The following is a 23,167-nucleotide window of genomic DNA, read 5'->3' as shown; positions in this document are numbered from 1 at the left end:
GGTTGCAGGTGCGAAGGTGAGCCCAGCCCATCATACAAATGCTCTGTGTCCTCTGTGTCTCTGTGGTTCAAATATGTCTCTGTGGTTCAAAAAACCTCTCTAAGCGGTGAACGATCATGAACCATGACGAGGCGCGCGGTGAGGGGCAAGAGGGGTGCAGGCGGGAAGATTGCAGGGGCGAAGGTGAGCCCAGCCCATCATACAAATGCTCTGTGTCCTCTGTGTCTCTGTGGTTCAAAAACCTCTCTGAGCGGTGAACGATCATGAACCATGACGAGGCGCGAGGTAAGGGGCACGAGGGGTGCAGGCGGGAAGGTTGCAGGGGCGAAGGTGAGCCCAGCCCATCATACAAATGCTCTGTGTCCTCTGTGTCTCTGTGGTTCAAAAAACCTCTCTAAGCGGTGAACGATCATGAACCATGACGAGGCGCGCGGTGAGGGGCAAGAGGGGTGCAGGCGGGAAGGTTGCAGGTGCGAAGGTGAGCCCAGCCCATCATACAAATGCTCTGTGTCCTCTGTGTCTCTGTGGTTCAAAAAACCTCTCTAAGCGGTGAACGACAATGAACCATTCCATCTCTCCCCCATCACATACAGTTCGCCGATCCTGGAATGCTCGCATTCGCGCTATAATAGGCTCGCACGCTGTCATCCTGGCGTTACTGGCAGGTCAGTTCGCATTGGTGCAATTGTTCACCGGTTCGCAGTACGGTGATGCACCGCGCAACATGCACTGGGGGATACTGATCGTTGAGAACCCGGCATTTCTGTTCGGCGCGCCTGATACCTACGAGCGCATCAAGGGTTTTCCGCCCGATCCGCCTTCGCTTGCGCCGCTGGCGCTTTACCGCTTTCCGCAGGGTGGATTGCACCGCTGGTGGGGTCCGGTTCCGCTGCTGATCTTTGCGCTGGTCTGGTTCGCCGCCCATTCGTACACCGCAATGCACCTCGTCGTTCCGCTGGCGGGTGCGGGGGTCGTCTTGCTGACCTACCGGCTGGCGCGCCTCTGGTTGACCCGACGCGAGGCGCTGATTGCTGCGGCATTTCTCGCGTGCTTCCCTCTCTTCCGCGATTATGCGACGGTCGCCTACAGCGAGGCGCTCTCGGCGCTGGCGCTCACGGCTGCGCTTCTGGCGTATATTCGTGAGCGCACGGTTGCAACCGTCATTCTTGGCGGCGTCGCAGCACTGATGAAACTCGACCTGCTCGCGCTCTATTTTGGCGTGGTTGGCATTGCATCTGTCTTGTCGTTTATCGCACAGCGGAGACGTCGTGAGTCTGTTCCCCGGCGTGTATGGGCGCACACACTCGCTGCACTGGTCGGTCCGGCAATGATCGCGGCGCCGTGGGTGTGGCTGCACTACCTGGGGCGGGGTGAGCGCGCGCCGACGGGTGGACTGTCGCTCCAGCAGTTCAGCCTGGTTGCGCCACAGATGCTCGAATTACTGTTCTACATCCCCTGGTACGGCGCGCTGCTGACGCTGGCAGTTATCGGCGCTCTTGCCGTTGTCGGCGCACGCAGCGGCAGTTTTCCTGTCCCTGTGCTGGCGTTGCTGCTGGCATGGCTGGGATTGGGCGTTGTTGTGCTCCTGGTGTATGCCGCGACCCCGGGTTCGGGCAATAGCCCGCGTATCATCATCCCTGCCCTGCCGCCGCTGGCGCTGCTCGTTGCGGCCGGCATCACCCGCCTGCCGCTGCCATGGAAACGTCGCGCGGCATTCTATTTGATTGTCTTGTTTGCTGTGATCAACCTGGTGACCATCGGATATTACACCGTCGAAGGGGCGCGCCTCCGCAGCTATGAGCCGGTCTGGCGAGTACTGCGCGAACAGCCGCGTGGCTATGTGCTGACGGAAGCATACTGGCACACGATCCTCTATGCGCGGCAACCGGCAACCTGGTTCGAGATCGACGAAACCTTTCAGCGCAACATCATGGAGAACGTCGATCATTTCGCGCGCTATCTGGATCAGCATCCGATCCGTTACGTCGTGCTGCCGGCAAGCGGCAACGCTCCCGCATCCCCAGAGGTGCGGTCGTATCTCGACCACCATGCCAGGCGTGTGGAGGCAGGAGAGTTCGTGGTGTATGTGGTCAGGTAGAGGCATGCGGCGCGAGGCGCGGGGTGGCAGGTTGAAGTCGGGCGTTGGCCATTGAATGTTCGCCTGATGCAGGATACCAATGACGATTGAAGATGCCGCATGCGTGTCATTCCGAGCGCAGCGACTTGTCATTCCGAGCGCAGCGACTTGTCATTCCGAGCGCAGCGACTTGTCATTCCGAGCGCAGCGACTTGTCATTCCGAGCGCAGCGACTTGTCATTCCGAGCGCAGCGACTTGTCATTCCGAGCCCTTCGCTTCGCTCAGGGTAAACGCAGCGAGGAATCTAAGCGGGTCGCGCAAGACCCCTCGCTCTGCTCGGGATGACCATGCCGGATGTTCACAGGTCATTGGTAGAGACCTGACCCCTAACCTTTACTCAGAAACCCCAACACAATCGCATTGTATACCTGCGCATGGGTGATATGCAGAAGGTGAGCAGCCCCACTGATCCGCGCCTGTTCGACATTCGGCAGAATGCGCGCCAGTTCCCGGCTGACAATCAGAAACATTGGCGGGCTGGTATCGCCGGTGAGCAGGAGCGTCGGCGCCTGAATCGTCGCCGCTTCATCGCGGGTGATGTCTTCGGCGCTCACAGCGTCGATCTCCGTCGGTTCGGCGCCGATCAGATGCGCATTGCTCACAATGCGTTGGCGGGCTGATGGCGACAGTCCGTCGAATACGCCGCGCCCCATCATGCCATCGATAAAAAGCCGCGCACCCTGTTCCAGGTTGCCGTCCTGCACGGCGCGTTTTGCCGGAAGAATTGCTGCCGCGCGCTGCGTCAGGAGTTCGGCGCCGCCGGGCAGCGTGGCGAGCCAGGAGCGCAACGGCGGTTCCGTGATCGTCAGCGTGCGCACCAGGTCTGGGCGATCCGCCGCCAACCGCAGAACAATATCCGCCCCGAACGAAAAACCGACCAGATGCACACGCCCCAGACCGAGCGCGGTGATCAGGTCGGACAGATCGTGCGCATGGGTGCGGGTCGAGGTGATGCCGGCGAGATCGCCGGTCGCCGGGTTTGGGTAGTGGCAGCGCCGGCTGTAGGCAACGACCCGAAAGTGAGCAGCGAATGGCTCGATCTGTCGCTCCCAGGTGCGCAGGTCGGTTGGTCCGCTGCCGTGGACGAAAACCACCGGCGCGCCGTGACCGCACTCGATGTATGCCAGTGGCACATTGCCAGGCTGAATATGATGGAATTTGTACTGTCTATCGCCAATTGTGAGCATCTGCATGCCGGTATGGGTAAAGCGCTGCTTCGCCTCCTGTCCTCTGTTCGCTGCTTCAGATGACAGGGCTGTTCTTATGGTTGTTCCATCAATGCGCCGCTTGTGGCGTGTACCCACATTTTCTTTTTTTGGCGCTTCCGGCGCGATTACAGCCGCAGCACCAAAGCCAATCGACGACTCCCGCCCAAGCGCTGTGCTGACAATCTGGGCGTGTTCCCGTCGCTGACGCTCGATGCCGCGTTCCCGTTCCAATGGCGCAGGCCTGAACATGAAGAATGCGCTACTGCAAGACATCGACAACAACGCGGCTACCGTCACTTCCACTACTGAACTGTCATGGTATCGCGCCGACTCAACAGCAATGGCGATGCTATCGCCGTATGGAGAGTGTGCTAACGACGAGAACCGCGCCGTTTCGGACCACCGGCCCAGGGAGGCGGTCCGCTGAATGAGCAGTCGCGGATTTGGATGGTCTCGGTTGGCGTGGTGATCTGGCAGGCATCGAGGTCGATACCGCCTCCGCGCATTCGGTCGATTTGCCCGGTAACCGTCACTGGTGTGCCAATCGCAATGCTGACCTGGCGGAACCACGGCGGGCCCGAATCAACGACGATCTGCCCTGTTCCGTCATCGAATAGAAACTCATTACGATCAACATAAGCGCCGGTGGCGCCGCGTACTGTGACGACTTGATCAATGAATGCGTCGGGATTTGCCTGAATCTGCCCGAGAGATGCCGCCGAGTTCGCCTACGCGCTGGATGCAGGCGTGATCGCAGTGAAAAGTATTGCCATGCTGACGAGAAGCAGCATACTCTTAGTGGTTACAAGTCTCATCGCGCTCTTCTCACCTGTCTCAGTTCTCGGTTCTCGGTTCTCGGTTCTCAGTTCTCATACTCACTTGCGGTCAGTCAGACAAGATGTTCGAACGCGCGGTGCGCAAGGCGTAACGCTCCACAACGCGCGTTGGCGGTCTCGGTTCTCAGTTCTCAGTTCTCAGTTCTCAGTTCTCAGTTCTTATAACCCCTACCCCCCTGCATCGCCTGCGTCGCGCGCTGCTCGACTGCCCACAGCACGCCATTCGCGCCAATCGCCAGCACACTGACGGCGACCGCGCCGGCGATAATCTTTTCCGGGTTGCTGCTGCGCACGCCATCGAACAACAACAGCCCGAGTCCGCCCGCGTTGATGAATGCTGCAATCGTCCCAATGGCGATGATCGAAAGCGTCGCCACGCGCACCCCCGCCAGGATGATCGGCAATGCCAGCGGCAGTTCCACCCGCCACAGCCGCTGGAGCGCCGTCATTCCCATGCCGCGCGCCGCTTCGACAATCGCCGGGTCGATGCCGGTCAGCCCGACGACCACATTCCGCACCAGCACCAGTTGCGCATACGCGACCAAAGCAATCACCGCCGGGCGTAGCCCCAGACCGGTGAAGGGAATGAGGAGGACAAAGAGCGAGAGGCTTGGAATAGTGTAGATAATGCCCAGAATCCCCAGCACCAGGCTACGCAGCCACGCAACGCGCGCGCAGATGATCCCCATCGGCAGCGCAATCGCCAGCGCAATCGCAAGGCTTACGCCCGACATCAGCAGGTGCTGCCCTGCCAGGCTCAGCACATAGGGAAGGTTGTCAATCAGATAACGCATGGGTTGTGCGTGTCAGCACCGAGGCGATGGTATCCGGCGAAATCTCCCCCACGTTCTGTCCATTGGCGACGACCGGCAGCGCCTGACCGCCTGCCCGCAGGACGCGAATGAGCGCCTCACGCAGCGTATCGCCTGGTTGCAGCGTCTCCTGCGCATCGTTTTCGGCAAGGCGCTTGCCGGCGCCGTTGTCCGCCAGCGCGTCGGCGACAGTCAGCAGACTGAGGCGGCGCAGCACATCATCCGTGCTGAGCAGGTCGCGCACGAAATCGTCTGCTGGCGCTGCCAGCACCGCCAGCGGCGTGTCGAACTGCACGATATGCCCGGCGCGCATAATTAATAGCCGATCCGCCAGGCGGAGCGCTTCATCCACATCGTGGGTCACAAACAGAATCGTTTTGTGGAGGCGCTGCTGAATACGCAGCAGTTCGTCCTGCAAACGGGCGCGCGTGATAGCGTCGAGCGCGCCGAACGGCTCGTCCATCAGCATAAGGGATGGATCGGCAGCCAGCGCGCGCGCCAGACCGACGCGCTGCTGCTCGCCGCCGGAGAGTTGGCGCGGATACCGCTTGCGGTACGCGCGCGGCAGTTCTACCAGATCAAGCAGTTCATCGATCCGCGCTTCGATCCGCGCGCGATCCCACTTGAGCAACTGTGGCACGACTGCGATATTCTGTTCGATACGCAAATGGGGAAACAGACCGGTTTGCTGGATCACATACCCGATGCGACGGCGCAATTCCGTTGCAGGCATCGACCGCGCATCGACGCCATCAATCAACAGCCGGCCCTCAGTCGGCTCATAGAGACGGTTGATCATCTTGAGCAGTGTCGTCTTGCCGCAACCGGATGGTCCCAGCAAAACGACGAACTCACCCTTCTTGATTTCGAATGATACCTGATCGACTGCCGGACGAGTCTCGCCGGGAAACGTTTTGGTCAGTCGATCGGCGATGATGAATGCCATGGGTCTACTTGATAAATCCCTGTTGTTGCAGGAAGGTGCGCGCCACGTCGGCGATCTCCTTCTTCTCCGGTCCATCGACCTGCCAGTTCAAACCGGACATGACATCATTCGTCAGGAGCGGCGCCAACCGGTTGAGCGTCTCGGCAATCTGTGGGTTGGCTGCCAGGGCATCCTGGCGAATGACCGGCGCAATCTGATAGATGGGGTAGTAGTTCTTATCGTCCTCCAGCAGCGCCAGACCCAACCCATTAATCTGCCCGTCGGTGCCGAATGCGACGACCACATCGATGTCACCTTTGGTAAGCGCCTCGTAGCGCAATGCGCCGGTGTCGAGTTGCACGAAGTTCTCTTCGATAAACTTCGGATCGAACCCATAGGCAGCCATCAAACCTTTGGTGTCCTCACGCTCGGGAAACTCCGGCGGACCGCCAAGTTTCAGATCGCCAGAATGCGCTACCAGATCGGAGTAGGTTCTGATCCCCAGTTCTTCAGCGCGCTGCCGGGTCATTGCCAGCGCATTCGTGTTGTTGAATGGCGATGGTTCGAGCCAGGTCACCTGGAATTGCTCTTCGTACCCCTTGCGCACCGCCTCCAGAATGCCTCTGGCGTCGGCAATCGGCGCTTGCTTGAGCACTTCGAGCAGACCGGTCGACGTGTACTCCGGGTACAGATCGATTTCGCCATTCACCAGCGCCGTGTGCGCCACTGGCGTTGCACCGAGGTTGAACTTGCGCTCGACGCGAATGCCGGCATCTTCCAGCGCCAGCGCATACATTTCGGCAACCAGAATCGCTTCGGTGAAGTTCTTCGAGCCAATGCGGACCGGAGTGGCATCTGCGGGAGCGGGTTGCGGTACAGCCGTGGGTTGTGTGGTTTGAGCGGGTGCACTGCATGCAGCAAGAACCAGACCGACCAGCGTGGTGAACGCGACAAAAAACCGAAGAGATCGCACCATAAACCTCCTTTTTTGTATTACGTTGCAGCGTCCAGCCCGGATGCCAGACGCCGTTGCATCCACCCCAGCGACAACTCTGCCATGAGCGCCAGCAACGCCACCGGGATGGCGCCGACAAGCATGATGCGGGTATCGAACAGAGCGTAGCCACGGGTGATAAAGATGCCAAGCCCGCCTCCGCCGATGAAGGCGGCTAACGTGGCGCTTGCGATCACCTCGACCGCTGCGGTGCGCACACCGCCGACTATCGACGGCAGCGCCAGCGGGAGTTCTACGCGCCAGAGGATTTGTCCGGCGGTCATTCCCATGCCGCGCGCCGCTTCGCTCACGCCGCGATCCACTGCGCGTATTCCGGCATATGTGGCAATGAGCACCGGCGGCACCGCCAGGAGCGTCAGCGCGACAAGCGCCGGCATCGTGCCGATGCCGAGGTAGGGTTGCACCAGGAACAGCACAGCGAGACTCGGCGCCAGACGAAGTGCGCCGAACAGGTTGATCGTCCACTGCCCGATGCGTGCCTCGTGCGCCGTCCAGATGCCAAGAGGCAACCCGGCAGCGATGCTGATCGCCAGCGCCGCCGAGCTGATCCACAGATGTTGGGTTGCAGCAGTCCAGAAACGGGATTGATTGGCGAGGAAGTACTGGTAGGCGTCTAATAGTAGATCAATCATGGAACATGGAACTGCGAGATGGGTCAGGGGTTATACCAATTACCTCTGAACATCCGGCATGGTCACCCCGAGCAGAGCGAGGGGTCGTGCGCGACCCGCGCCGATTCCTCGCTGCGTTTACCCTGAGCGAAGCGAAGGGCTCGGAATGACACGCATGCGGCATCTTCAATCGTAATTAGTATTAAGGGTTATGATCAGCGCCCTCACTGATCTCATCGCTCTAACCCCTGCCCCATGACCCCTAAAACATCACATTCGCCAGATCACGCCGACCTTTGACTGTCAGCGGATGCTGATCGCCGAGCGCAGTGAACAGCGCCAGCAGCACCTTGCGCGCACCATCGTCCCGAAAGGCGCGATTACGCATAACAATCCCCAGCAGCGTTTCGATTGCATCGGCGTACCGCTGACCACGCACCTGATGCGCCGCCAGCAACCAGCGCGCCTCGAGATCTGCCGGGTTCTGATCGATTCGTTCCAGCAGCGCCGATGGATTGGTGTCTTCCGCCTCAGTGATCAGGTCGGCGAGGGTGAGCCATGCCTGCGCCTGCTTCCACTGCGGTGCATCGGAGGGGATCTTCTTCAACAACTCAGCGCCTGCCGGATCGCCAGCACGTACCATCAACCGCCCCAATCCGAACAGGCTTGCACTGTGGTTGGGTTCGATGTTGAGCGCACTTTCATAGCGCGCTTTTGCGCTGAGCGGATCGCGTTCTTCAAGCGCTGCTGCCTCATCCGCCAGTCGATCTGCCGGCGATACCGGTGCAAGTGGACCGAGCCGTTTCAGCCAGGCGCGCACCTGCGACTCAGGCAGTGCGCCGGTGAACTCGTCCACCACCCGACCATCGCGGAACGCCTTGACTGCCGGGATGCCCTGCACCTGGAACATCTGCGCCAGGCGCGGGTTTTCGTCCACATTCAACTTTGCCAGAATCCAGGCGCCTTTCGCCTCGATTGCCAGTTTTTCAAGGATCGGTCCCAGCACACGGCACGGACCACACCAGGGCGCCCAGAAATCGACCACGACCGGAACAGTGCGCGAACGCTCCAGCACCTCCGCGCGAAAGGTGCGTTCGTTGACATCGATTACAGCGCCGCTCGCGCTTTTGTTTGCGAGAGACACGGCAAAAACCTCCAGTGACCAACTGATACGGTCATTGATTGCAAACGATCTTCCTCAATTGTACCACACTCTCCTATTCAAAAAACGGCAATATAGCCCAGATCAGCGGTTGACGCAAAAGCGCCAGCGCCTCGCGCAACGTCTTCGATGGCTCTTCAGGGAATGTCTGCGGCGCCAGGCGTCCGCGTCCGCCGCCGATCAGAACCAGCGGCGCCGTCTGATCGCGGGGCAGTCCGGCGAGTTCCTGCGCCTTCAACAGCGCCTCCGGCATACCGCCGACGTCATCGATCAAATGGGACTCATGCGCTTCTCCCCCCATCCAGACGCGCCCGCCTGCCAGCGGTTCAAGCGCCTCTTCGGACATTGATCGCCCTTCCATCACGCGCTGTTTGAAGACGGTGTAACTGTCGTCGATCAATGCGCGCACCGCCGCGCGTTCCTGTTCAGTTGGCGCATCGCTGATAAAGAATGCGCTGTTTGCGCCGCGCCCGATGGCGACGGTGTTCACGCCAGCGCGCTTCACGAGACCGTCAATAACCGGACGGACGATCAGAACGCCAATGCTGCCGGTAATTGTTCCACGTTGAGCCAGAATAGTGCGCGCACCGGATGCGACGTAGTAGCCGCCTGAAGCCGCGACGTCCCCCATCACCGCCACCACCGGCTTGCGCCGGTCGAGACGCCGCACTTCGCGCCAGATCAGTTCTGAGTCGAACGCACTGCCGCCGGGTGAGTTGACATAAAGAATCACAGCAGCAAGACGCGGATTGCGCTCTGCCTGACGCAGCGCCTGCACGATACTCTCGCTTCCGGCGATTTGACCACCGATCAGCGGGATCGGCAGCGGAATCTGGCGGCTGGTTCCCGGCGCGATCGTCCCTTCCACAGCGACAACACCGACCAGACGACGATGGTGGCGCAACAGTGGGAGGCGCAGAGCGCGCCGCGCCTGACTCCATTCGGCGATCTCTGGCAGTTTTGCCGGAGACGCGCCAGTGCGTGATGCAAGAAAAGCGGGCAGTTCGTCCTCGTACAGCACGGCATCGATCAAACCGGCTTCCTGGGCGCGCCGGGCGCTCCACGGTGCGGTATCGATGAGCGAACACACCTCATCGACGGTCTTATGTCGCGCGTTGGCGATGGTCTCGACGATCAACGCATAACGCTGATCGAGCAGCCGTTCAATCTGCTCGCGGTTTTCTGGCGACATTTCCGAGCACGCCAGCGAGTCGCCCGCCGTTTTGTACGGCGACACTGCCGTCACTTCTACGCTCACATCCACTTTTGCCAGCGCATCTTTGAGAAACCGCACTTCGGCGTACAGACCGGTAACGGTCAGTAAACTCACCGGCGGCGCCACAATTAGATCGGCAGCGCATGCTGCAACATAGGTCTTTGTGTCAGGGTTTGTGATACGCGCAACAGCCAGTTTGCCCTGCTCGCGAAACCTGCGGATGTCCTGATCCAGGTTCTGGATCGTCGCCCATCCACAGGTCAGAGTCCCAATGTCGAGCACAACGCCTTTCACTTGCGGGTCAGACGCCAACCACTCGAAGCGACGACGCAACTCACTGAGGCTCGGTGGCGCCGCTGCCCCAAAGAAGCGGTGCGCCCACCACGGCGGCGCCGGCGCGAACTCTGGCAGCGCCCCACCGATTGGGATGCGCACAAATGCAACCTGCCGCCGCAGCAACCGCCGCCACAGGTTGCGGACGCGCCGCGTCAGGTTGATCAGCCAGATGAAGAATATGGATACCATTTGTTCGAGACCTCATGTGAGAAAGCAATGGGGAACCGGTCCTCTGGTGTTATGATGAGCGCAGCGAAGCATCGCGCCTCATCCACCGCGCGACCCGTTGCGCCGCCTGGCGTAAACGGAATAACGAGGCAATCACTTCGTGCTCGCCAGAACATACCGTTCGACGACTGCCAGGCGCTCTGCCAGGCGCTCTGCATCCACGGCGCAGACGGTTACATGTCCCAGTTTGCGCCCCGGTCGCGGCGCTTTGTCATAGAGGTGCAGATGAGTATCAGGCAGCGCCAGCAGCATCGTCACATCGGGCAATCCGCCGATAAGGTTGACCATCGCGGCGCAACCGCGCGCTGAGGCGTCGCCGAGCGGCAGACCGGCGATGGCGCGCAGGTGGTTCTCGAACTGACTCGTCACAGCGCCATCAATCGTCCAATGACCAGAATTGTGGACGCGCGGCGCCATTTCGTTCGCCAGCAGGCGAGCGCCGCCGGTACGGTCAGGTTCCACTTCAAACATCTCGATTGCCAGAACGCCGACATAGTCGAGCGCTTCGAGCACCCGGCGCGCATAGGTCTCCGCCAGCAGTTGCACCTCGGTGGCAAGCCCGGGCGCAGGGGCGATCGAGCGATACAGAATGCCATTGCGGTGCAGATTCTCGACCGGCGGGTAGCACGCGACGGCGCCATCCTGCCCGCGCACTGCCAGGACGGAAAGTTCACGCACAAACGAAACAAACCCTTCGAGGATAAGCGGCTGCCCGCCAAGTGCGCGCCAGGCGTCTTCGATGTCTGCACGCTGCCCGATCAATGCCTGCCCCTTGCCATCATACCCCAGGCGTCGCGTCTTCAGAAGAGCAGGCAGCCCAATACGCTCGATTGCTGCATCAAGCGACGCGCGGTCGTCCACCGGCGCGAACGGCGCGGTTGGAATGTTCAGTTGTGTGAAGAAGCGCTTTTCCGCGAGACGATCCTGTGCAACCTCAAGCGCCTGCGGCGGTGGAAACACCGGTATATGCTGCTCGAGCGCGCGCGCCGTCGCCACCGGTACATTCTCAAACTCATAGGTGACGACTATCAACCCGCTGCCGAACTGTGCCACGGCTAAATGGTCGTCGTATGATGCGACAACCTGCTCTGCCAGGTAGCGAACCGGCGCATCATCGGCAGGATCGAGGAAGCGGAAGCGGAAACCGAGCGGATAACCGGCGAGCGCCAGCATTCGCCCCAATTGCCCTCCGCCCAGAACACCGATTAATCTATCATTCATTGGCTTTGCTCACGTGGATCAGGAGACAGGAGGACCCGTTGGGTTTGCTGTTCACGGAACCGTCGCAGTGCAGCGCGAATGTGAGGATAGCGATTGCCGAGGATCGCAGCCGCAAGGATTGCGGCGTTGATAGCGCCGGCTCGCCCGATCGCCAGTGTTCCGACCGGAACGCCAGCCGGCATCTGCACAATCGATAGGAGCGAGTCCAGCCCGCGCAACGCGTGCGACTCAACCGGCACACCCAGCACCGGCAACACCGTTTTCGCGGCGGTCATGCCGGGCAGGTGCGCCGCACCGCCGGCGCCTGCAATAATGACTTCGATGCCGCGTTCTTCAGCGCTTGCTGCATACTCAAACAGAAGATCGGGGGTGCGGTGCGCCGAAACGATGTGCGTCTCGAAAGGCACATCCAGTTCGTCCAGCGTCTGTGCCGCATGACGCATCGTTTCCCAGTCCGACATCGATCCCATAATAATGCCGACCAGTGGCTGCATAGGCGTTGACCTTCTTGATCCTGTCCAGAGAACGCTGTGCTGCCGCCAGTGCGAGGCATGCAAGCGATGCTGTGAGCGAACAGAGCGCCTGCCCTGATCGAGGCGTGGCCTTCGCCATGCCTTCGGGCTGTGGAACGGCGCTAGTCACCCCGTTCCCGCGCGCGGGAGCGGGGTGAAGGGTGAGGGTCAAACGGTGCATCCTAACGCCATGCATGCCCGCTATGCTTATGCATGCTGTCCGCCCTTGAACGGAAGCGTGACCGGGTAGGCGGAGACCACGCCTTCGCTTACCCGGGTGTTCGTCCCGCGATGGATGCCACCTGCGCAACGAAGCCGGTAAACAGCCGCTGCCAGCGTGGCTCGGCGGATTGCCATAGTTCTTCGGGATGGCACTGAACACCAACGATGAACGAATTGCCCGTACCCTCAACCGCTTCGATCACCCCGTCGGGCGCATGCCCGACAACACGTAGATCGGGCGCCACATCGCGCACTGCCTGATGGTGGAGCGTGTTGACCGCAATCGTGGTCGCACCCAGAATCTCCGCCAGCCATGAGTCGTGCTCAAGGGTGAGCGAATGCGCCAGGGATGCCCGGTCGTTGCGCTGCGACGACTCGCGGTGGTCAAGTGTTCCTGGCAATTCGTCGTTAATGTCCTGGTAGAGCGTGCCGCCAAGCGCGACATTCAGCAATTGAATGCCGCGGCAGATACCGAGGACGGGCTTGCGATCAACGACAGCACGGCGCGCCAGGCGTAGCTCGACCCGATCGCGCAGTTCCTCAATCGGACCCAGAAGCGGGTGTGGCGTCTGCCCATAGTGGACTGGCGCGATGTCACCGCCGCCACAGAACAGCAGCGCGTTGCAGCGCTGATAGTGCATATCGACCACATCATCATCCTCAGTCAGATGGATCAGGAGCGGAATGCCGCCGCCTGCTTCCACTGCCGCGAGGTAGGAGCGACCGATACCACTGATGGTTGAAGCGTTTCGGCGCTCGAACAGTGCGCCGACGACGCCGATGGTCGGGCGTGTCGATAGACTCATAGACACTCACTTGCGTGAAACAACGTTCTTTCTATTATACCCGACTGCCCCGCCGGCGGCGAATGATAGCGCCGATCAACGCCAGCGCGGCGCCGCAGGCCAGTCCAAGCGCAATCGCTTGCGGTGTGTTCAGCAGGATACGGGTGTTTCCAGAAGCGTTCACGTTGCGCGCAATCACCAGAGGAACGGTGGTATCGGCAACATACACTGTGTCGGCGAGCAGCATGCCGCCACCTCCACCCTGCACTTCCAGATCGTGCCCGGCAGTGATGATCATGCTGCCGCTGCTGGTCAGTGTCGCGTCGTGACCGGCAAACAGCGCGCCCGCAAATCCCTGGGAGAGTGCCGTATTTCCCGACGTGGTCACAACACCTGCCACACTGCTCGTCAACAATGCATCGGTGGTATGTGCTGCGCCGATCAGCCCATAGCGCAATTGCAGATGATGTGTGCGTACAACGCGTAACAGAGCGACCCATATCGCGCCGCGTGTCATGCAAGCCTCTTTCTGAGAACAATGATGCTGGAAAGCCATTGTTTTCAGCATAGCAGGCGTGTCAACGCTTCCACCGATGACTGGTGCGACAGACTATCGCGAACGCAGATGCCCGTCACCCGGCGGAGTACGGGGCAGCAGCGGAGCGAACCGGCCCGCGCGCCAGGAAGTGCAGCCAGGCGCGCGTCGGCGGAGACGCCCGTCACCCGGCGGAGTACGGGGCAGCAGCGGAGCGAACCGGCCCGCGCGCCAGGAAGTGCAGCCAGGCGCGCGCTGGCCAGGGTGACGGGCATCTCTTATCGGCGCGACATCACAACATCACTCTTATATTCGTAACTATCAGCCCGTGACGTGACGATGCCTGTCAGGCGATCACCGCCTTCAAATTGAAGATCAAAGGTAACGGGGAATAAGACTTCTTCGAGCGGCGCCTGCGCATTTGGCGGCGGCAGGGGCGCTCCGGGCGGGAGCAACGCCTCCACCTGCTGATTCAGAGTGATCTGATATCGATCACCCTGGACTGCGCACGTTCCACCAACTACCGGGCTGCTTCTGCCGCCCTCTGTCCATTGCACCTCAGCCGAATCGCCCTCGACGCGCAGGGTCAACACCCCCTGTCGTGTTCCTCCTGTCGGAACGTTGGAGTTGGTCGACGAACGCAGCATCATCGTCGTGTTCCAGACGCCAGTCATCGCCGCACAACCGGGGGTAAAATCCGAGGATTGCCCGGGCATAAAGCATCCATAGAGGATCAGGGTGGTCTTCCCGCTTGGATCTGCGCAGATCGAAGCAGTCGGAATGGACAACTGGTAGGTTCCTGGGTCCAGGTATTGATTGAGCGAGACCATCGCCTCGCACCAACCAGCGTAACAACCGCCTTTTGCCGTGTTTCCTGAGAAGTTATAGCCATCGGGACCGGTAATCGTCACATACGGCGTATCAGTCTCGGTGATCTCTGGATTGTGCCAGACTCGAATGCGAGCGACAAATGCACGCTGGGCCAGCTCGAACGTCTGTGTATCACTAACGCCGCACGCGCCGAGATACTTGTTGTTGATGATCTCGACTTCCTGGGTGCAGACCACAGGCTGATCGCCGGGAGATGACTCCCCTGATCCGGTTCGGCGGATCATATCGATGTCACCGGTGGCGTATTTCTCTCCTTCTGAAACGGTGACTTCGCCGGTCATCCGATCATCTCCGTTGAACTGGAGTTTGAACACAAGCCCTGCGTTGCTGTTTGTTTCCGATATTGTGATGACAAAGCGCCCGTTTTGCACACTGCACGATCCGCTGGCAGGGTCACTGCGCGCACCGTCTGGTTCGACAATCTGGACCTGCGCATCGTTTCCGTTGATCTGAAAGACAAAAATACCCGTGTCCACGTTGCCAATCTCGTCCTGCAAATCTGGATCGTTCGTTTCACGCAGTGTCAGGTTGGCATCCCACTCGCCATTCATCTTCGCCGGGCAGACGCCGGACGTTTCCACAGGCGGTTGCGGCGGCGGTTGCGACGTCGGTTGCCCCACCACGGGCGTCCCTGACGCAGGCATGCCGGTGCAGGTCTTCACATCGAACGAGGTCATGGAGGTCCCGTCATGCTCACTGAAAGGCCCGAAAGTAACCGTCTGCCCTGCCTTCAGGTTGATTATCTGTGGCGGTTTGACCCACCAGCCGAAGCACGGCACATACATGGGATCGGTGTTGATCTCGCTCATGAATACATAGTGGACAACCCGGTACGTGCCGGCAGGAAGCCACGTTTTCAGCGGGCGATAGGGCGCGCCGAAGTCATTGCGTGGTCCCCGCGCCAGCAGATTGTCGGCGGGCAACAGGTAGGAGAGACCCGGATCACCTGGATTCGCCTGTTGAATGCAGACGTTGACGTACAGCGCGCGCGGCAGGTTACGGCACCCTGGATAAGGCTTATCGCCGCTCAGCAATTGATTTTCGATCACGAACCAGCCACCGTTGGCGCGATACCAGGCGTCAAGATCGCTGCCAGTGTAGCTGTACACACCGTAGGGCGAGAAGTGGGTCACATCGGCGCTGACCGTGCGCGCGGCAAAGTCGACTACTCCTGCGACCGGCGCCCATGCGCCGCTCTGCGGATCGCGCGTGATCAGTCCCATCACCCGCGCCGGGTCGGTTCCGGCGGGGATCGGCAACGTGATGCGCACCGGTACGGCGAAGGTCACGTCTTCCGGCTCGAATTGGTAGAGCGATCCACTGAGCGCCATATCGGGCGACAGGTTGACCGGTTGGTCGGGGGCGGGCGCGACTGAGAAGGTCAACATGCCGGGGGAGCCATCAGGGTTGGTCGGCACAGCGCCCGGTGGCACTTCAATCATCGGTCCGCCGCCGGGCATAGCAATGGCGGCAGCCTGTCCGCTGCCGACCGCAGCGCTGCCGGTCTGGATGGGCGGGCGCGTCATGGTTGGGCCGCCGCCGATGCCCGGCAGATTACCAATACCGGGAACGTCGCGCAGGCGGTCGCGGAAGATGAAAGCGCCCGCAGCGCCGGCCACACAGACCAGCGCCAGCAGCAGCAGCACTGCCAGCAGGCAGGAGCGACCGCCTTTCCCGGAACGCGGCGGCGCATACATCGGTGGTTGAGCAGCAGGCGGCATCTGGGGCGAAATGGGAGGCGGCTGGGACGGGTAGACCGGTTGCGGCGGGTAGGCCGGTTGTGGCGGCGGAGCTGCCGGAGACTGGTATTGAGGCGGGTGTATCGGTGCAGCCGGGTGCGGCGGGGCCGCCGGAGACGGTGGCGGGTAAGCGGGCGCGGCAGGTTGCGACGGGTACGCATGTGGTGGAGGTGCGCTCAACACGGTTGCATCCTGTTGATACGAAGCCTCGAATCGAAAGACCTCATCACCAATGTCGATCAGGTCACCGGGCTGCAACACGGCGCGCTGCACGCGCTGCCCGTTGACGAGCGTGCCGTTGGCGCTGCCGAGGTCGTAGAGGACAAACGACGCGCCCTCGCGCCGAATCTGCGCGTGATGGCGCGAGGCGCGCGGACTGGCGATGGCGATATGATTGTCAGCAGCGCGCCCGATGGTGAGCGGTTGATCGCCGATGTCAAAAGTGCGTCCGGTCAGCGGACCGCGCATACCGGTCAGTCGTGATGTCATTGCGAATGCTCCTGGTCAGTAACGCCGTCTGCTGTCCGGCTTGAAGGAGGTGTATGCCGAATCTCACTGTTGTCAGTGTATCAATGGCGTGTACGGTGGGAAAGATGGAATTTCTTCACACAAGAGTAGAGAAATCGCAATTGACGGATCAGATCGAACCAGATGGCGCCGTTACGAACGAAAGGAGGCAATGTGTGGGGCGCTCACAATCCCAGCAGCAATTTTGCAATGAGGAGATAAATCGCCAGACCGCTGGCGTCGACCAGCGTCGTGATCAACGGCGCCGAAATGAGCGCAGGATCAATGCCAACCCGTCGGGCTGCCATCGGAACCATCGCGCCAATAATGTTTGCCCAGATGCAAATAGCCATCACGGACAGCGCCACGGTGATCGCCAGCGATGCCATAGGCACTTCGAGGAAAGCGCGCCCAAACGCGATGATTGCCAGGAGCACACCGAGAATGATGCCAACCAGCAGTTCACGCACCAGCACACGCCACACGTCGCGCAGACGCACTTCGTTGAGCGCCATAGCGCGAATGAGTGTCGAGACGGTCTGCGCGCCGGTGTTGCCGCCGGTGCCGATCAGCAATGGGATGAAGAACGAGAGCGCCACAACCTGTTCCAGCTCTGTTTCGAACAGGCGCAGGACGTTGGCAGTGATCGAACCGGCGACGAAGAGGAACAGCAGCCAGACGATTCGCCGCCGCACCGATGCTACAATCGGTGTCGTAAAGTACGTCTCGTCCGCCTGCCCCTGCGCCACCGCGCCAAACTTCAGCACGTCCTCCGTTCCTTCTTCCAACAGCACATCCATCACATCATCGACGGTGACAACGCCGAGCATCCGTCCCTCGCCATCGACGACGGGCAACGCGGCAAGGTCGTAGCGCGCCACCATGCGCGCGACTTCTTCCTGGTCGGTTTCAGGTTGGACGGCGAGAGGCGAAGGGCGCATTAATTCGATGATCGGTCGGTTGGGAGAATCGACCAGCAATCGCCGCAGACTGACCGTACCGATGAGGCGATCGTGTTGGTCCAGCACGTAGAGATACACGATGACGGCAGCATCATGAACGATGTTGCGCAAGCGTTCCATGGCATCGGCGACCGTATCGCTCTCGCGCAGGGCGACGAACCGATCGTTAAGCAGGCGACCGGCGCTCTGGGGCGGATAGCGGAGTAATTCACGAACATCGGCAGCCTCCTCGGGCGCCATCGCTGCCAGCAGTTCGTTTTGCCGTTCGGGCACATCTTCGGTAAGAATCGCGGCAGCGTCGTCGCTGTCGAGTTCTTCCAGAATGTCGGCAGCCTGTTCGACCGGCATCTGACCGATCAACTCGCGCGCGGTGTCGATGCTGGCTTCATCGAGCACATCGGCGGCTTGCGAGAGTTCCAGCAGACTGAAGACGCGCTGTTGATCCTCATCATCGAGGCGCTCGATAATATCTGCCAGGTCAGGGGGGTAGATGCGCGCCACCAACTCGCGCAGGGTTGTGATGTCCTCAGTTTCGAGGGCGGCGCGCACCTGCTGCTCGAGCAGGTCCAGATCGAGCGGGGCGGTCATGCAGTGCGCTCCTGCTGCTCAAACCAGGGCGCCAGCACATCGATCAATGCGTCGGCGTGTTTGGGCAACAGGCTGGCGCTGCCTCCTCTCACGATCACAGACGTGCCATTGCCGACCATATGTGCGATCTCGCGCACCTGACGCGCGGTTGGGTTCGGATCGTGATCCCCGGCGATGACCAGCGTAGGCGCCGTAATCGAGCGCAATTGAGCACGATAATCAGCCTTCTGGAGCAGGCGCTGGCATGCCTGAGCATCGTGGTCGCCAGCATTGTCGTTGCGGTTGAACGCGGCGCTCAAACCATCGCGCAGACGCGCGCCGAATGATCGGCGTTCCGGTGGTGTGATCGCAGGTGGTGAAATGAGCACGAGTCCACACACACGCGCTGGCTGATCGGCGGCAAGGTGCGCTGCAATCGCCGATCCACCCGCGTGACCGACGACAAAGGTACGACCAATGCCGAGGAGATCGAGCAAATCTCCCACATCTGTCGCCATGCGCTCGATGCTGTCGGCGAGCGGTAGCCGGCGGCTCCGACCGTGCCCGCGCAGATCTGGCACAATGGTCTGATACCGTTTGGCAAGCTGGCTGGCAAGCGGCTGAAACTCATCACCACTGGCGCCAAAGCCGTGAATGAACAACAGCGGAAACCCGCTGCCGCTGGTTGCGCAGTAGAGCGCAGATGCGCGCCTGGTTGCAGGAATGGCGCGCAGAGAAAGCGCAGTCATGGCAGTCCTCCGTTGACAGCATTGCAGGCAGATTGTCAACCGAACGCGCGGCGGTCAACGGCATGCCCGTTGATGCACTCAAGACGCCGCCGATCGCAGGAGGACCTGGAGCGTGAGGTAATACCAATTACCTGTGACCATCCGGCATTGTCACCCCGAGCAGAGCGAGGGGTCTTGCGCGAACCCGCTCGGAATGACAAGAATGCGGCATCTTCAATCGTAATTGGTATAATGCGCCCAAAAAAGCCCCCGCAGCCTCGTGCTGCGGGGGCGCGTGACCACAGAAAGGCGTAAGCCGCTAGAAGCGACTGCCGGCGCTGCCTTCCCCCGCAGCGAGTGAGGTGACCGGCGCGCAGCCATGGTGGTGCTGCCGCGCGCGACTATGACCAGAGTTCGCGTCCATATCCCTTCATCAGAACGCTCTCCCGAATGAGCCTGGAGAGGAAACCGTCTCGTCGTTTCCCCATAGCGCGTCTGCGCTCGTTACCGTCGCAGCGCTTCCGTTCCTGCGAATGTTCCATTATCGTTCACGATCAGCGTGAAACCTGAACGACAGGCAGTACCATCGCGTATTCCAGGCGTCGTTTCTGGCGAGAGAGCACAACGAACCGACCGGACATGCCGGCTTCAGGAAGTATACACTCTTATACAGAGCGAGTCAAGCAACATTCGTATCAGGACACGCATCAGATCGACACAATCGTGAACGCTTCGCCGCCAGTTATATCGACAATTTTGAGCGCCAGGGATGCGCTGATGGCTTCTCGCGCCATGGTGTACGCGCCGCGCACAAGCGCACTGCGGCGCAGCGGCGCATCTATGATGACCGGGCGAAACACTGTGCCATCATACATCGGATCGATCAGGATTTCGTCAACGATGCGGCGCCACTCGGAGGGATCGCCGGAGAGGGTTGCCAGCGCGGAACTGGAGTACGCCTCCACAACAACGGTGACCTGTTCGTTCCGATGCAGAACTCGAATACCGGCCTCGCCCTGTGGCGCCGGCACGGCATCACCAATCCGCCACGTCGAAAATCCAACGGACAGCGGCGCGCGCTCGAGGATTGCCTGGCGGAGACGGCGCGCTGTAACCTGAATGGCGCCAGGGTTTGCATCACAAGCAATCCAGCGGCGTTCCAGATGCTGCGCCGCCACTGCGGTCGTTCCCGACCCGGCGAAGCAGTCGAGCACCAGATCGCCCGGTCGAGATGAAGCGCGAATAATGCGCTCGAGCAGCGCCAGCGGTTTTGCAGTCGGGTAGCCGAGGTCGCGCACCAGTGCGGCATCGATCGGGATCGTCCAGACATCGTAAGCTCCAATGCCCGGTTTGCGCAAATACGTTTTGACGCGCTCGCCGCGTGGATTGACATTCCAGTAGTAGCGTCCGCGTTCGTCTTCCTGGCGAAAGCGAGCAATCTGACGACGAGTGTAGGGAATGAGCACCGCGTCATAGTTGAACGTCCAGCGGTCACCCCGGGCGTAGAGCAGGATGGTGTCATGCTTGCGGTTAAACTGGCGTTCACCGTCGCCGCCGCGCGGGTAGAACCAGATGATTTCGTTGAGCATCCGTTCAGCGCCAAAGACTTCGTCCATCAAACAGCGGAGGTGGTGCGCCTTGCGAAAGTCGCAGTGCAGGTAGATGCAGCCGTCATCGGCGAGCAGGTCGCGCAGCGCAATCAGTCGCTCATACATAAACTGGAGATAGGCATCGTCATCCCATGTGTCGCAGTATTCAACCTCGGCAGCCGGTATGAGGCGCGCCGGACCAGGACCGCGCAGGCGGACGCGCCGCGCGCGATCGATGCCCGAGCCAAACGGTGGATCGATGTAGATCAGGTTGATCCGTCGTCGGTAGCCGTTGGCGAGTAGCCACGCCAACGCAGCAAGGTTCTCGCCGTGAAGCAGAAGATTATCGCCGACGCCGCAGCGTTCGATTTCGACGGCAGGGGGCACAGAGAGCGGCGTGGGCAGGCGCTTCCCGTTCCATGTGAGCCACGCCCGACCAGCCGGCGGCGACAGGTGAACGATGGGTATTCCGTCCATTGCTTGCGAGCGTTCTCCCAATATGGCGCGTTCCATTGCGATGTGGGCGCAGTGCGCTCAAGGACGCGCCATTTCGACGGCACGTAGCGCAATAACGCACACGAACATGCATGCGAACGCATACATCAACCCCTGCGAGCGCGGCTCACGGTTGCGCGCCGACGAATGGGCGATAGGGATGGTCAACAACGCGATGATGCCATAGAGGATGTGCATCTCTGTGCGAAACGGGCGCAATCCCTGGATGATCATTAGTATGCCAAGGATGCACTCCGCCAGAACCAGCAGCACCCCAATTGCCATCCCGCTGAGGAGCCATTGCCCGACCGGACGACGCAGCAACCCGAGCATCAGCGACCAGAGCGCCAGAATGCCAAAGACCACAAGGATCGTAAACAGCAGATTGGAATGCAGGCGTAGAATATGTTCCATGGCGTATGGATTGTATCGCATGCAAGAGTGATGGGCAATGTTGCCGCGCATGCGTGCCAGGGCGCAGCAACACGGGGAAACACAGGCGATACATCCTGCGCTTTCTGGATATGCAGGCACAGTCTGAGTCATCAGGAACAGCACTATGAATCAGCATCACCATCTGATCAATGAAGCGCGCGAGCGCGCTCTCGAAACGCTCCATCGTTGCCGGACGCCGGTCGGATTTCGGGCGTCGGCGCTGGCTGCCGGTTATCCGCAGATCTGGGCGCGCGACAACGGCATCATAATGCTGGGAGCGGTCGCCAGCGGCGATCCCGAACTGATCGCATGCAGCCGTGCAGCGCTCGAGACTCTCGGCGCAGCGCAGTCACGCCGTGGACTCATTCCGCTGAACATCAACCCCGACACCGGCTACATCAGCACCGAGAACGCCGGCGCTGCCGACTCGAACCTCTGGTTCATTCTAGGTCACTATCTTCACTACTGCGCCACCGGCGACGCAGCGTTCGTGCGGGAGCACTGGCGCGTGATCGACCGGGCAATGGTCTGGCTCGAATACCAGGATATGAACGAGTGCGGTCTGATCGAAATTCCCGAAGCAGGCAACTGGATGGACCTGTTGGCTGTGCGCTACAACACGCTCTACGACAATGTCCTGTACTACGCGGCTGCACTGGCGCACGAGCAACTGCGCGCCGTCGTCGAGCCGCAGATGGCGGCGCATCGACTAACAATTGACGCAGCGGGCATTCATGAACGGATCAATCTTCTTTTCTGGATCGACCGCTGTTGGGTAGCAGAACATTTCGCCGAGCACCTCGAGCGTTTGAAGGCAATGCGACTGGAATGGTTCATGCTCTATCACAATATTGGCATGATTTCCAGCCGACCGTTCTACCTTCCGTGGGTCGCCTTTCGCGAGTTCGGCGACTGGTGCGACAGCCTGGCCAATCTGCTCGCCATCCTGACCGGCGTTGCCGACGGGCATCGCACCGAGCACATCCTGCGTTTTATGCATCAGGTGGGCATGGCAGAACCGTACCCGACCAAAGCCATCCATCCGCCGATCTATCCCGGCGAGGCGAACTGGCGCGAATACTACCGCAGTCGCACCCTCAATCTGCCGCATCAGTATCACAATGGCGGCATCTGGCCCATGATCGGCGGCTTTCACATCGCGGCGCTCGTGCGCCATCGCTGGCAGGCGCAGGCGGAGCGCCTGCTGCTGGCGCTCGCGGACGGCGTTCGTCAGGGATTGCACGATGATTGGGAATTCAACGAATGGATGCACGGCGAAAGCGGTCATCCGATGGGATACGCCCAACAGGGATGGTCGGCGGCGATGTATCTGTATGCCGATCATGTCGTGCGAACAGGGCGGATGCCGTTGTTCGATCAGTTGTTGGCGGCAAAGCCAGCCTCGGCGGTGGCGATGGAGATCAACGACGCCTTCGTCCGCCCCGGCGGGGGACCCGTGTAGCCAGTTGCGGTCTGCTCCGCGACCGACAGC

At 60.8% G+C, this 23,167-nt stretch carries 20 protein-coding genes; 2 read left to right on the top strand and 18 right to left on the bottom strand.

Going from position 1 to position 23,167, the window contains the following annotated elements; all coding sequences use genetic code 11:
* Window positions 1–559: 559 nt before the first annotated feature.
* Window positions 560–2,098, top strand: a complete 1,539-nt coding sequence (locus RCAS_RS13065) for a glycosyl transferase (protein WP_012121037.1) — start codon at window positions 560–562, stop codon at window positions 2,096–2,098.
* A 366-nt stretch (window positions 2,099–2,464) separates the two neighbouring features.
* Here RCAS_RS13065 and RCAS_RS23360 read toward each other — a convergent pair whose 3' ends face one another.
* From RCAS_RS23360 to RCAS_RS12980, 18 genes are all read right to left on the bottom strand, one after another.
* Entirely contained in the window at window positions 2,465–3,595 is a 1,131-nt protein-coding gene (locus RCAS_RS23360) for an alpha/beta fold hydrolase (protein WP_049768833.1), read from the bottom strand.
* Between the two features lie 122 nt (window positions 3,596–3,717).
* A complete protein-coding gene (locus tag RCAS_RS26520) occupies window positions 3,718–4,023 on the bottom strand; it encodes a DNA-binding protein (protein WP_374711166.1) in 306 nt (101 codons plus the stop codon).
* A gap of 311 nt (window positions 4,024–4,334) precedes the next feature.
* The gene (locus tag RCAS_RS13050) at window positions 4,335–4,976 is read right to left on the bottom strand and encodes an ABC transporter permease (RefSeq protein WP_012121035.1); all 642 of its coding nucleotides are present in this window, start codon (window positions 4,974–4,976) and stop codon (window positions 4,335–4,337) included.
* Window positions 4,960–5,940: an ABC transporter ATP-binding protein gene (locus tag RCAS_RS13045; RefSeq protein WP_012121034.1), complete on the bottom strand. Its 981-nt coding sequence runs from the start codon at window positions 5,938–5,940 to the stop codon at window positions 4,960–4,962. Before RCAS_RS13045 ends, RCAS_RS13050 begins: the two co-directional genes overlap by 17 nt.
* 4 nt (window positions 5,941–5,944) lie before the next feature.
* Window positions 5,945–6,895: a glycine betaine ABC transporter substrate-binding protein gene (locus RCAS_RS13040; protein WP_012121033.1), complete on the bottom strand. Its 951-nt coding sequence runs from the start codon at window positions 6,893–6,895 to the stop codon at window positions 5,945–5,947.
* 17 nt (window positions 6,896–6,912) lie between these two features.
* Window positions 6,913–7,566, bottom strand: coding sequence for an ABC transporter permease (locus RCAS_RS13035; protein ID WP_012121032.1), 654 nt, complete (start codon window positions 7,564–7,566; stop codon window positions 6,913–6,915).
* A 241-nt stretch (window positions 7,567–7,807) separates the two neighbouring features.
* A complete protein-coding gene (locus RCAS_RS13030; RefSeq protein ID WP_012121031.1) occupies window positions 7,808–8,689 on the bottom strand; it encodes a thioredoxin family protein in 882 nt (293 codons plus the stop codon).
* Window positions 8,690–8,762: 73 nt separating this feature from the next.
* Window positions 8,763–10,448, bottom strand: coding sequence for a signal peptide peptidase SppA (sppA, locus tag RCAS_RS13025; protein WP_012121030.1), 1,686 nt, complete (start codon window positions 10,446–10,448; stop codon window positions 8,763–8,765).
* 132 nt (window positions 10,449–10,580) lie between these two features.
* Complete coding sequence (locus RCAS_RS13020; protein ID WP_012121029.1) at window positions 10,581–11,708, bottom strand: 5-(carboxyamino)imidazole ribonucleotide synthase; 1,128 nt, start codon at window positions 11,706–11,708, stop codon at window positions 10,581–10,583.
* On the bottom strand, window positions 11,705–12,202 hold the full coding sequence (gene purE / locus RCAS_RS13015; protein WP_012121028.1) for a 5-(carboxyamino)imidazole ribonucleotide mutase: 498 nt from the start codon (window positions 12,200–12,202) through the stop codon (window positions 11,705–11,707). The genes RCAS_RS13020 and purE overlap by 4 nt, the downstream gene beginning before the upstream one ends.
* A gap of 287 nt (window positions 12,203–12,489) precedes the next feature.
* Window positions 12,490–13,248, bottom strand: coding sequence for a gamma-glutamyl-gamma-aminobutyrate hydrolase family protein (locus RCAS_RS13010; RefSeq protein ID WP_012121027.1), 759 nt, complete (start codon window positions 13,246–13,248; stop codon window positions 12,490–12,492).
* 34 nt (window positions 13,249–13,282) lie between these two features.
* Window positions 13,283–13,744 carry a hypothetical protein gene (locus tag RCAS_RS13005; RefSeq protein ID WP_012121026.1) on the bottom strand — a complete coding sequence of 154 codons (462 nt, stop codon included), beginning with the start codon at window positions 13,742–13,744 and terminating at the stop codon, window positions 13,283–13,285.
* 44 nt (window positions 13,745–13,788) lie between these two features.
* Complete coding sequence (locus tag RCAS_RS25205) at window positions 13,789–14,037, bottom strand: hypothetical protein (protein ID WP_157042642.1); 249 nt, start codon at window positions 14,035–14,037, stop codon at window positions 13,789–13,791.
* Between the two features lie 3 nt (window positions 14,038–14,040).
* Window positions 14,041–16,881: an FHA domain-containing protein gene (locus tag RCAS_RS13000; RefSeq protein ID WP_012121025.1), complete on the bottom strand. Its 2,841-nt coding sequence runs from the start codon at window positions 16,879–16,881 to the stop codon at window positions 14,041–14,043.
* Window positions 16,882–17,084: 203 nt separating this feature from the next.
* Entirely contained in the window at window positions 17,085–18,449 is a 1,365-nt protein-coding gene (gene mgtE, locus RCAS_RS12995) for a magnesium transporter (protein WP_012121024.1), read from the bottom strand.
* Window positions 18,446–19,177, bottom strand: a complete 732-nt coding sequence (locus RCAS_RS12990) for an alpha/beta fold hydrolase (protein WP_012121023.1) — start codon at window positions 19,175–19,177, stop codon at window positions 18,446–18,448. Before RCAS_RS12990 ends, mgtE begins: the two co-directional genes overlap by 4 nt.
* A 686-nt stretch (window positions 19,178–19,863) precedes the next feature.
* The gene (locus RCAS_RS12985; protein ID WP_041330752.1) at window positions 19,864–21,222 is read right to left on the bottom strand and encodes a DNA methyltransferase; all 1,359 of its coding nucleotides are present in this window, start codon (window positions 21,220–21,222) and stop codon (window positions 19,864–19,866) included.
* A gap of 57 nt (window positions 21,223–21,279) precedes the next feature.
* Entirely contained in the window at window positions 21,280–21,654 is a 375-nt protein-coding gene (locus tag RCAS_RS12980; RefSeq protein WP_012121021.1) for a hypothetical protein, read from the bottom strand.
* Between the two features lie 145 nt (window positions 21,655–21,799).
* Here RCAS_RS12980 and RCAS_RS12975 point away from each other — a divergent pair, with 145 nt between their 5' ends.
* The gene (locus tag RCAS_RS12975) at window positions 21,800–23,137 is read left to right on the top strand and encodes an amylo-alpha-1,6-glucosidase (RefSeq protein ID WP_012121020.1); all 1,338 of its coding nucleotides are present in this window, start codon (window positions 21,800–21,802) and stop codon (window positions 23,135–23,137) included.
* The last annotated feature ends 30 nt before the right edge of the window (window positions 23,138–23,167 follow it).

This window comes from Roseiflexus castenholzii DSM 13941, assembly GCF_000017805.1.
Lineage (GTDB): Bacteria > Chloroflexota > Chloroflexia > Chloroflexales > Roseiflexaceae > Roseiflexus > Roseiflexus castenholzii.
The sequence above is the reverse complement of the archived record's forward strand: the minus strand, read 5'-3'. Positions and strand labels throughout refer to the sequence as shown.

Excerpts from the sequence above, each read along its gene's own strand:
- RCAS_RS13065 (WP_012121037.1), top strand. The coding sequence starts at position 560 with ATGAACCATTCCATCTCTCCCCCATCACATACAGTTCGCCGATCCTGG.
- RCAS_RS23360 (WP_049768833.1), bottom strand. The coding sequence starts at position 3,595 with ATGTTCAGGCCTGCGCCATTGGAACGGGAACGCGGCATCGAGCGTCAG.
- RCAS_RS13050 (WP_012121035.1), bottom strand. The coding sequence starts at position 4,976 with ATGCGTTATCTGATTGACAACCTTCCCTATGTGCTGAGCCTGGCAGGG.
- RCAS_RS13045 (WP_012121034.1), bottom strand. The coding sequence starts at position 5,940 with ATGGCATTCATCATCGCCGATCGACTGACCAAAACGTTTCCCGGCGAG.
- RCAS_RS13040 (WP_012121033.1), bottom strand. The coding sequence starts at position 6,895 with ATGGTGCGATCTCTTCGGTTTTTTGTCGCGTTCACCACGCTGGTCGGT.
- RCAS_RS13035 (WP_012121032.1), bottom strand. The coding sequence starts at position 7,566 with ATGATTGATCTACTATTAGACGCCTACCAGTACTTCCTCGCCAATCAA.
- sppA (WP_012121030.1), bottom strand. The coding sequence starts at position 10,448 with ATGGTATCCATATTCTTCATCTGGCTGATCAACCTGACGCGGCGCGTC.
- RCAS_RS13020 (WP_012121029.1), bottom strand. The coding sequence starts at position 11,708 with ATGAATGATAGATTAATCGGTGTTCTGGGCGGAGGGCAATTGGGGCGA.
- purE (WP_012121028.1), bottom strand. The coding sequence starts at position 12,202 with ATGCAGCCACTGGTCGGCATTATTATGGGATCGATGTCGGACTGGGAA.
- RCAS_RS13010 (WP_012121027.1), bottom strand. The coding sequence starts at position 13,248 with ATGAGTCTATCGACACGCCCGACCATCGGCGTCGTCGGCGCACTGTTC.
- RCAS_RS13005 (WP_012121026.1), bottom strand. The coding sequence starts at position 13,744 with ATGACACGCGGCGCGATATGGGTCGCTCTGTTACGCGTTGTACGCACA.
- RCAS_RS25205 (WP_157042642.1), bottom strand. The coding sequence starts at position 14,037 with ATGCCCGTCACCCTGGCCAGCGCGCGCCTGGCTGCACTTCCTGGCGCG.
- RCAS_RS13000 (WP_012121025.1), bottom strand. The coding sequence starts at position 16,881 with ATGACATCACGACTGACCGGTATGCGCGGTCCGCTGACCGGACGCACT.
- mgtE (WP_012121024.1), bottom strand. The coding sequence starts at position 18,449 with ATGACCGCCCCGCTCGATCTGGACCTGCTCGAGCAGCAGGTGCGCGCC.
- RCAS_RS12990 (WP_012121023.1), bottom strand. The coding sequence starts at position 19,177 with ATGACTGCGCTTTCTCTGCGCGCCATTCCTGCAACCAGGCGCGCATCT.
- RCAS_RS12985 (WP_041330752.1), bottom strand. The coding sequence starts at position 21,222 with ATGGACGGAATACCCATCGTTCACCTGTCGCCGCCGGCTGGTCGGGCG.
- RCAS_RS12980 (WP_012121021.1), bottom strand. The coding sequence starts at position 21,654 with ATGGAACATATTCTACGCCTGCATTCCAATCTGCTGTTTACGATCCTT.
- RCAS_RS12975 (WP_012121020.1), top strand. The coding sequence starts at position 21,800 with ATGAATCAGCATCACCATCTGATCAATGAAGCGCGCGAGCGCGCTCTC.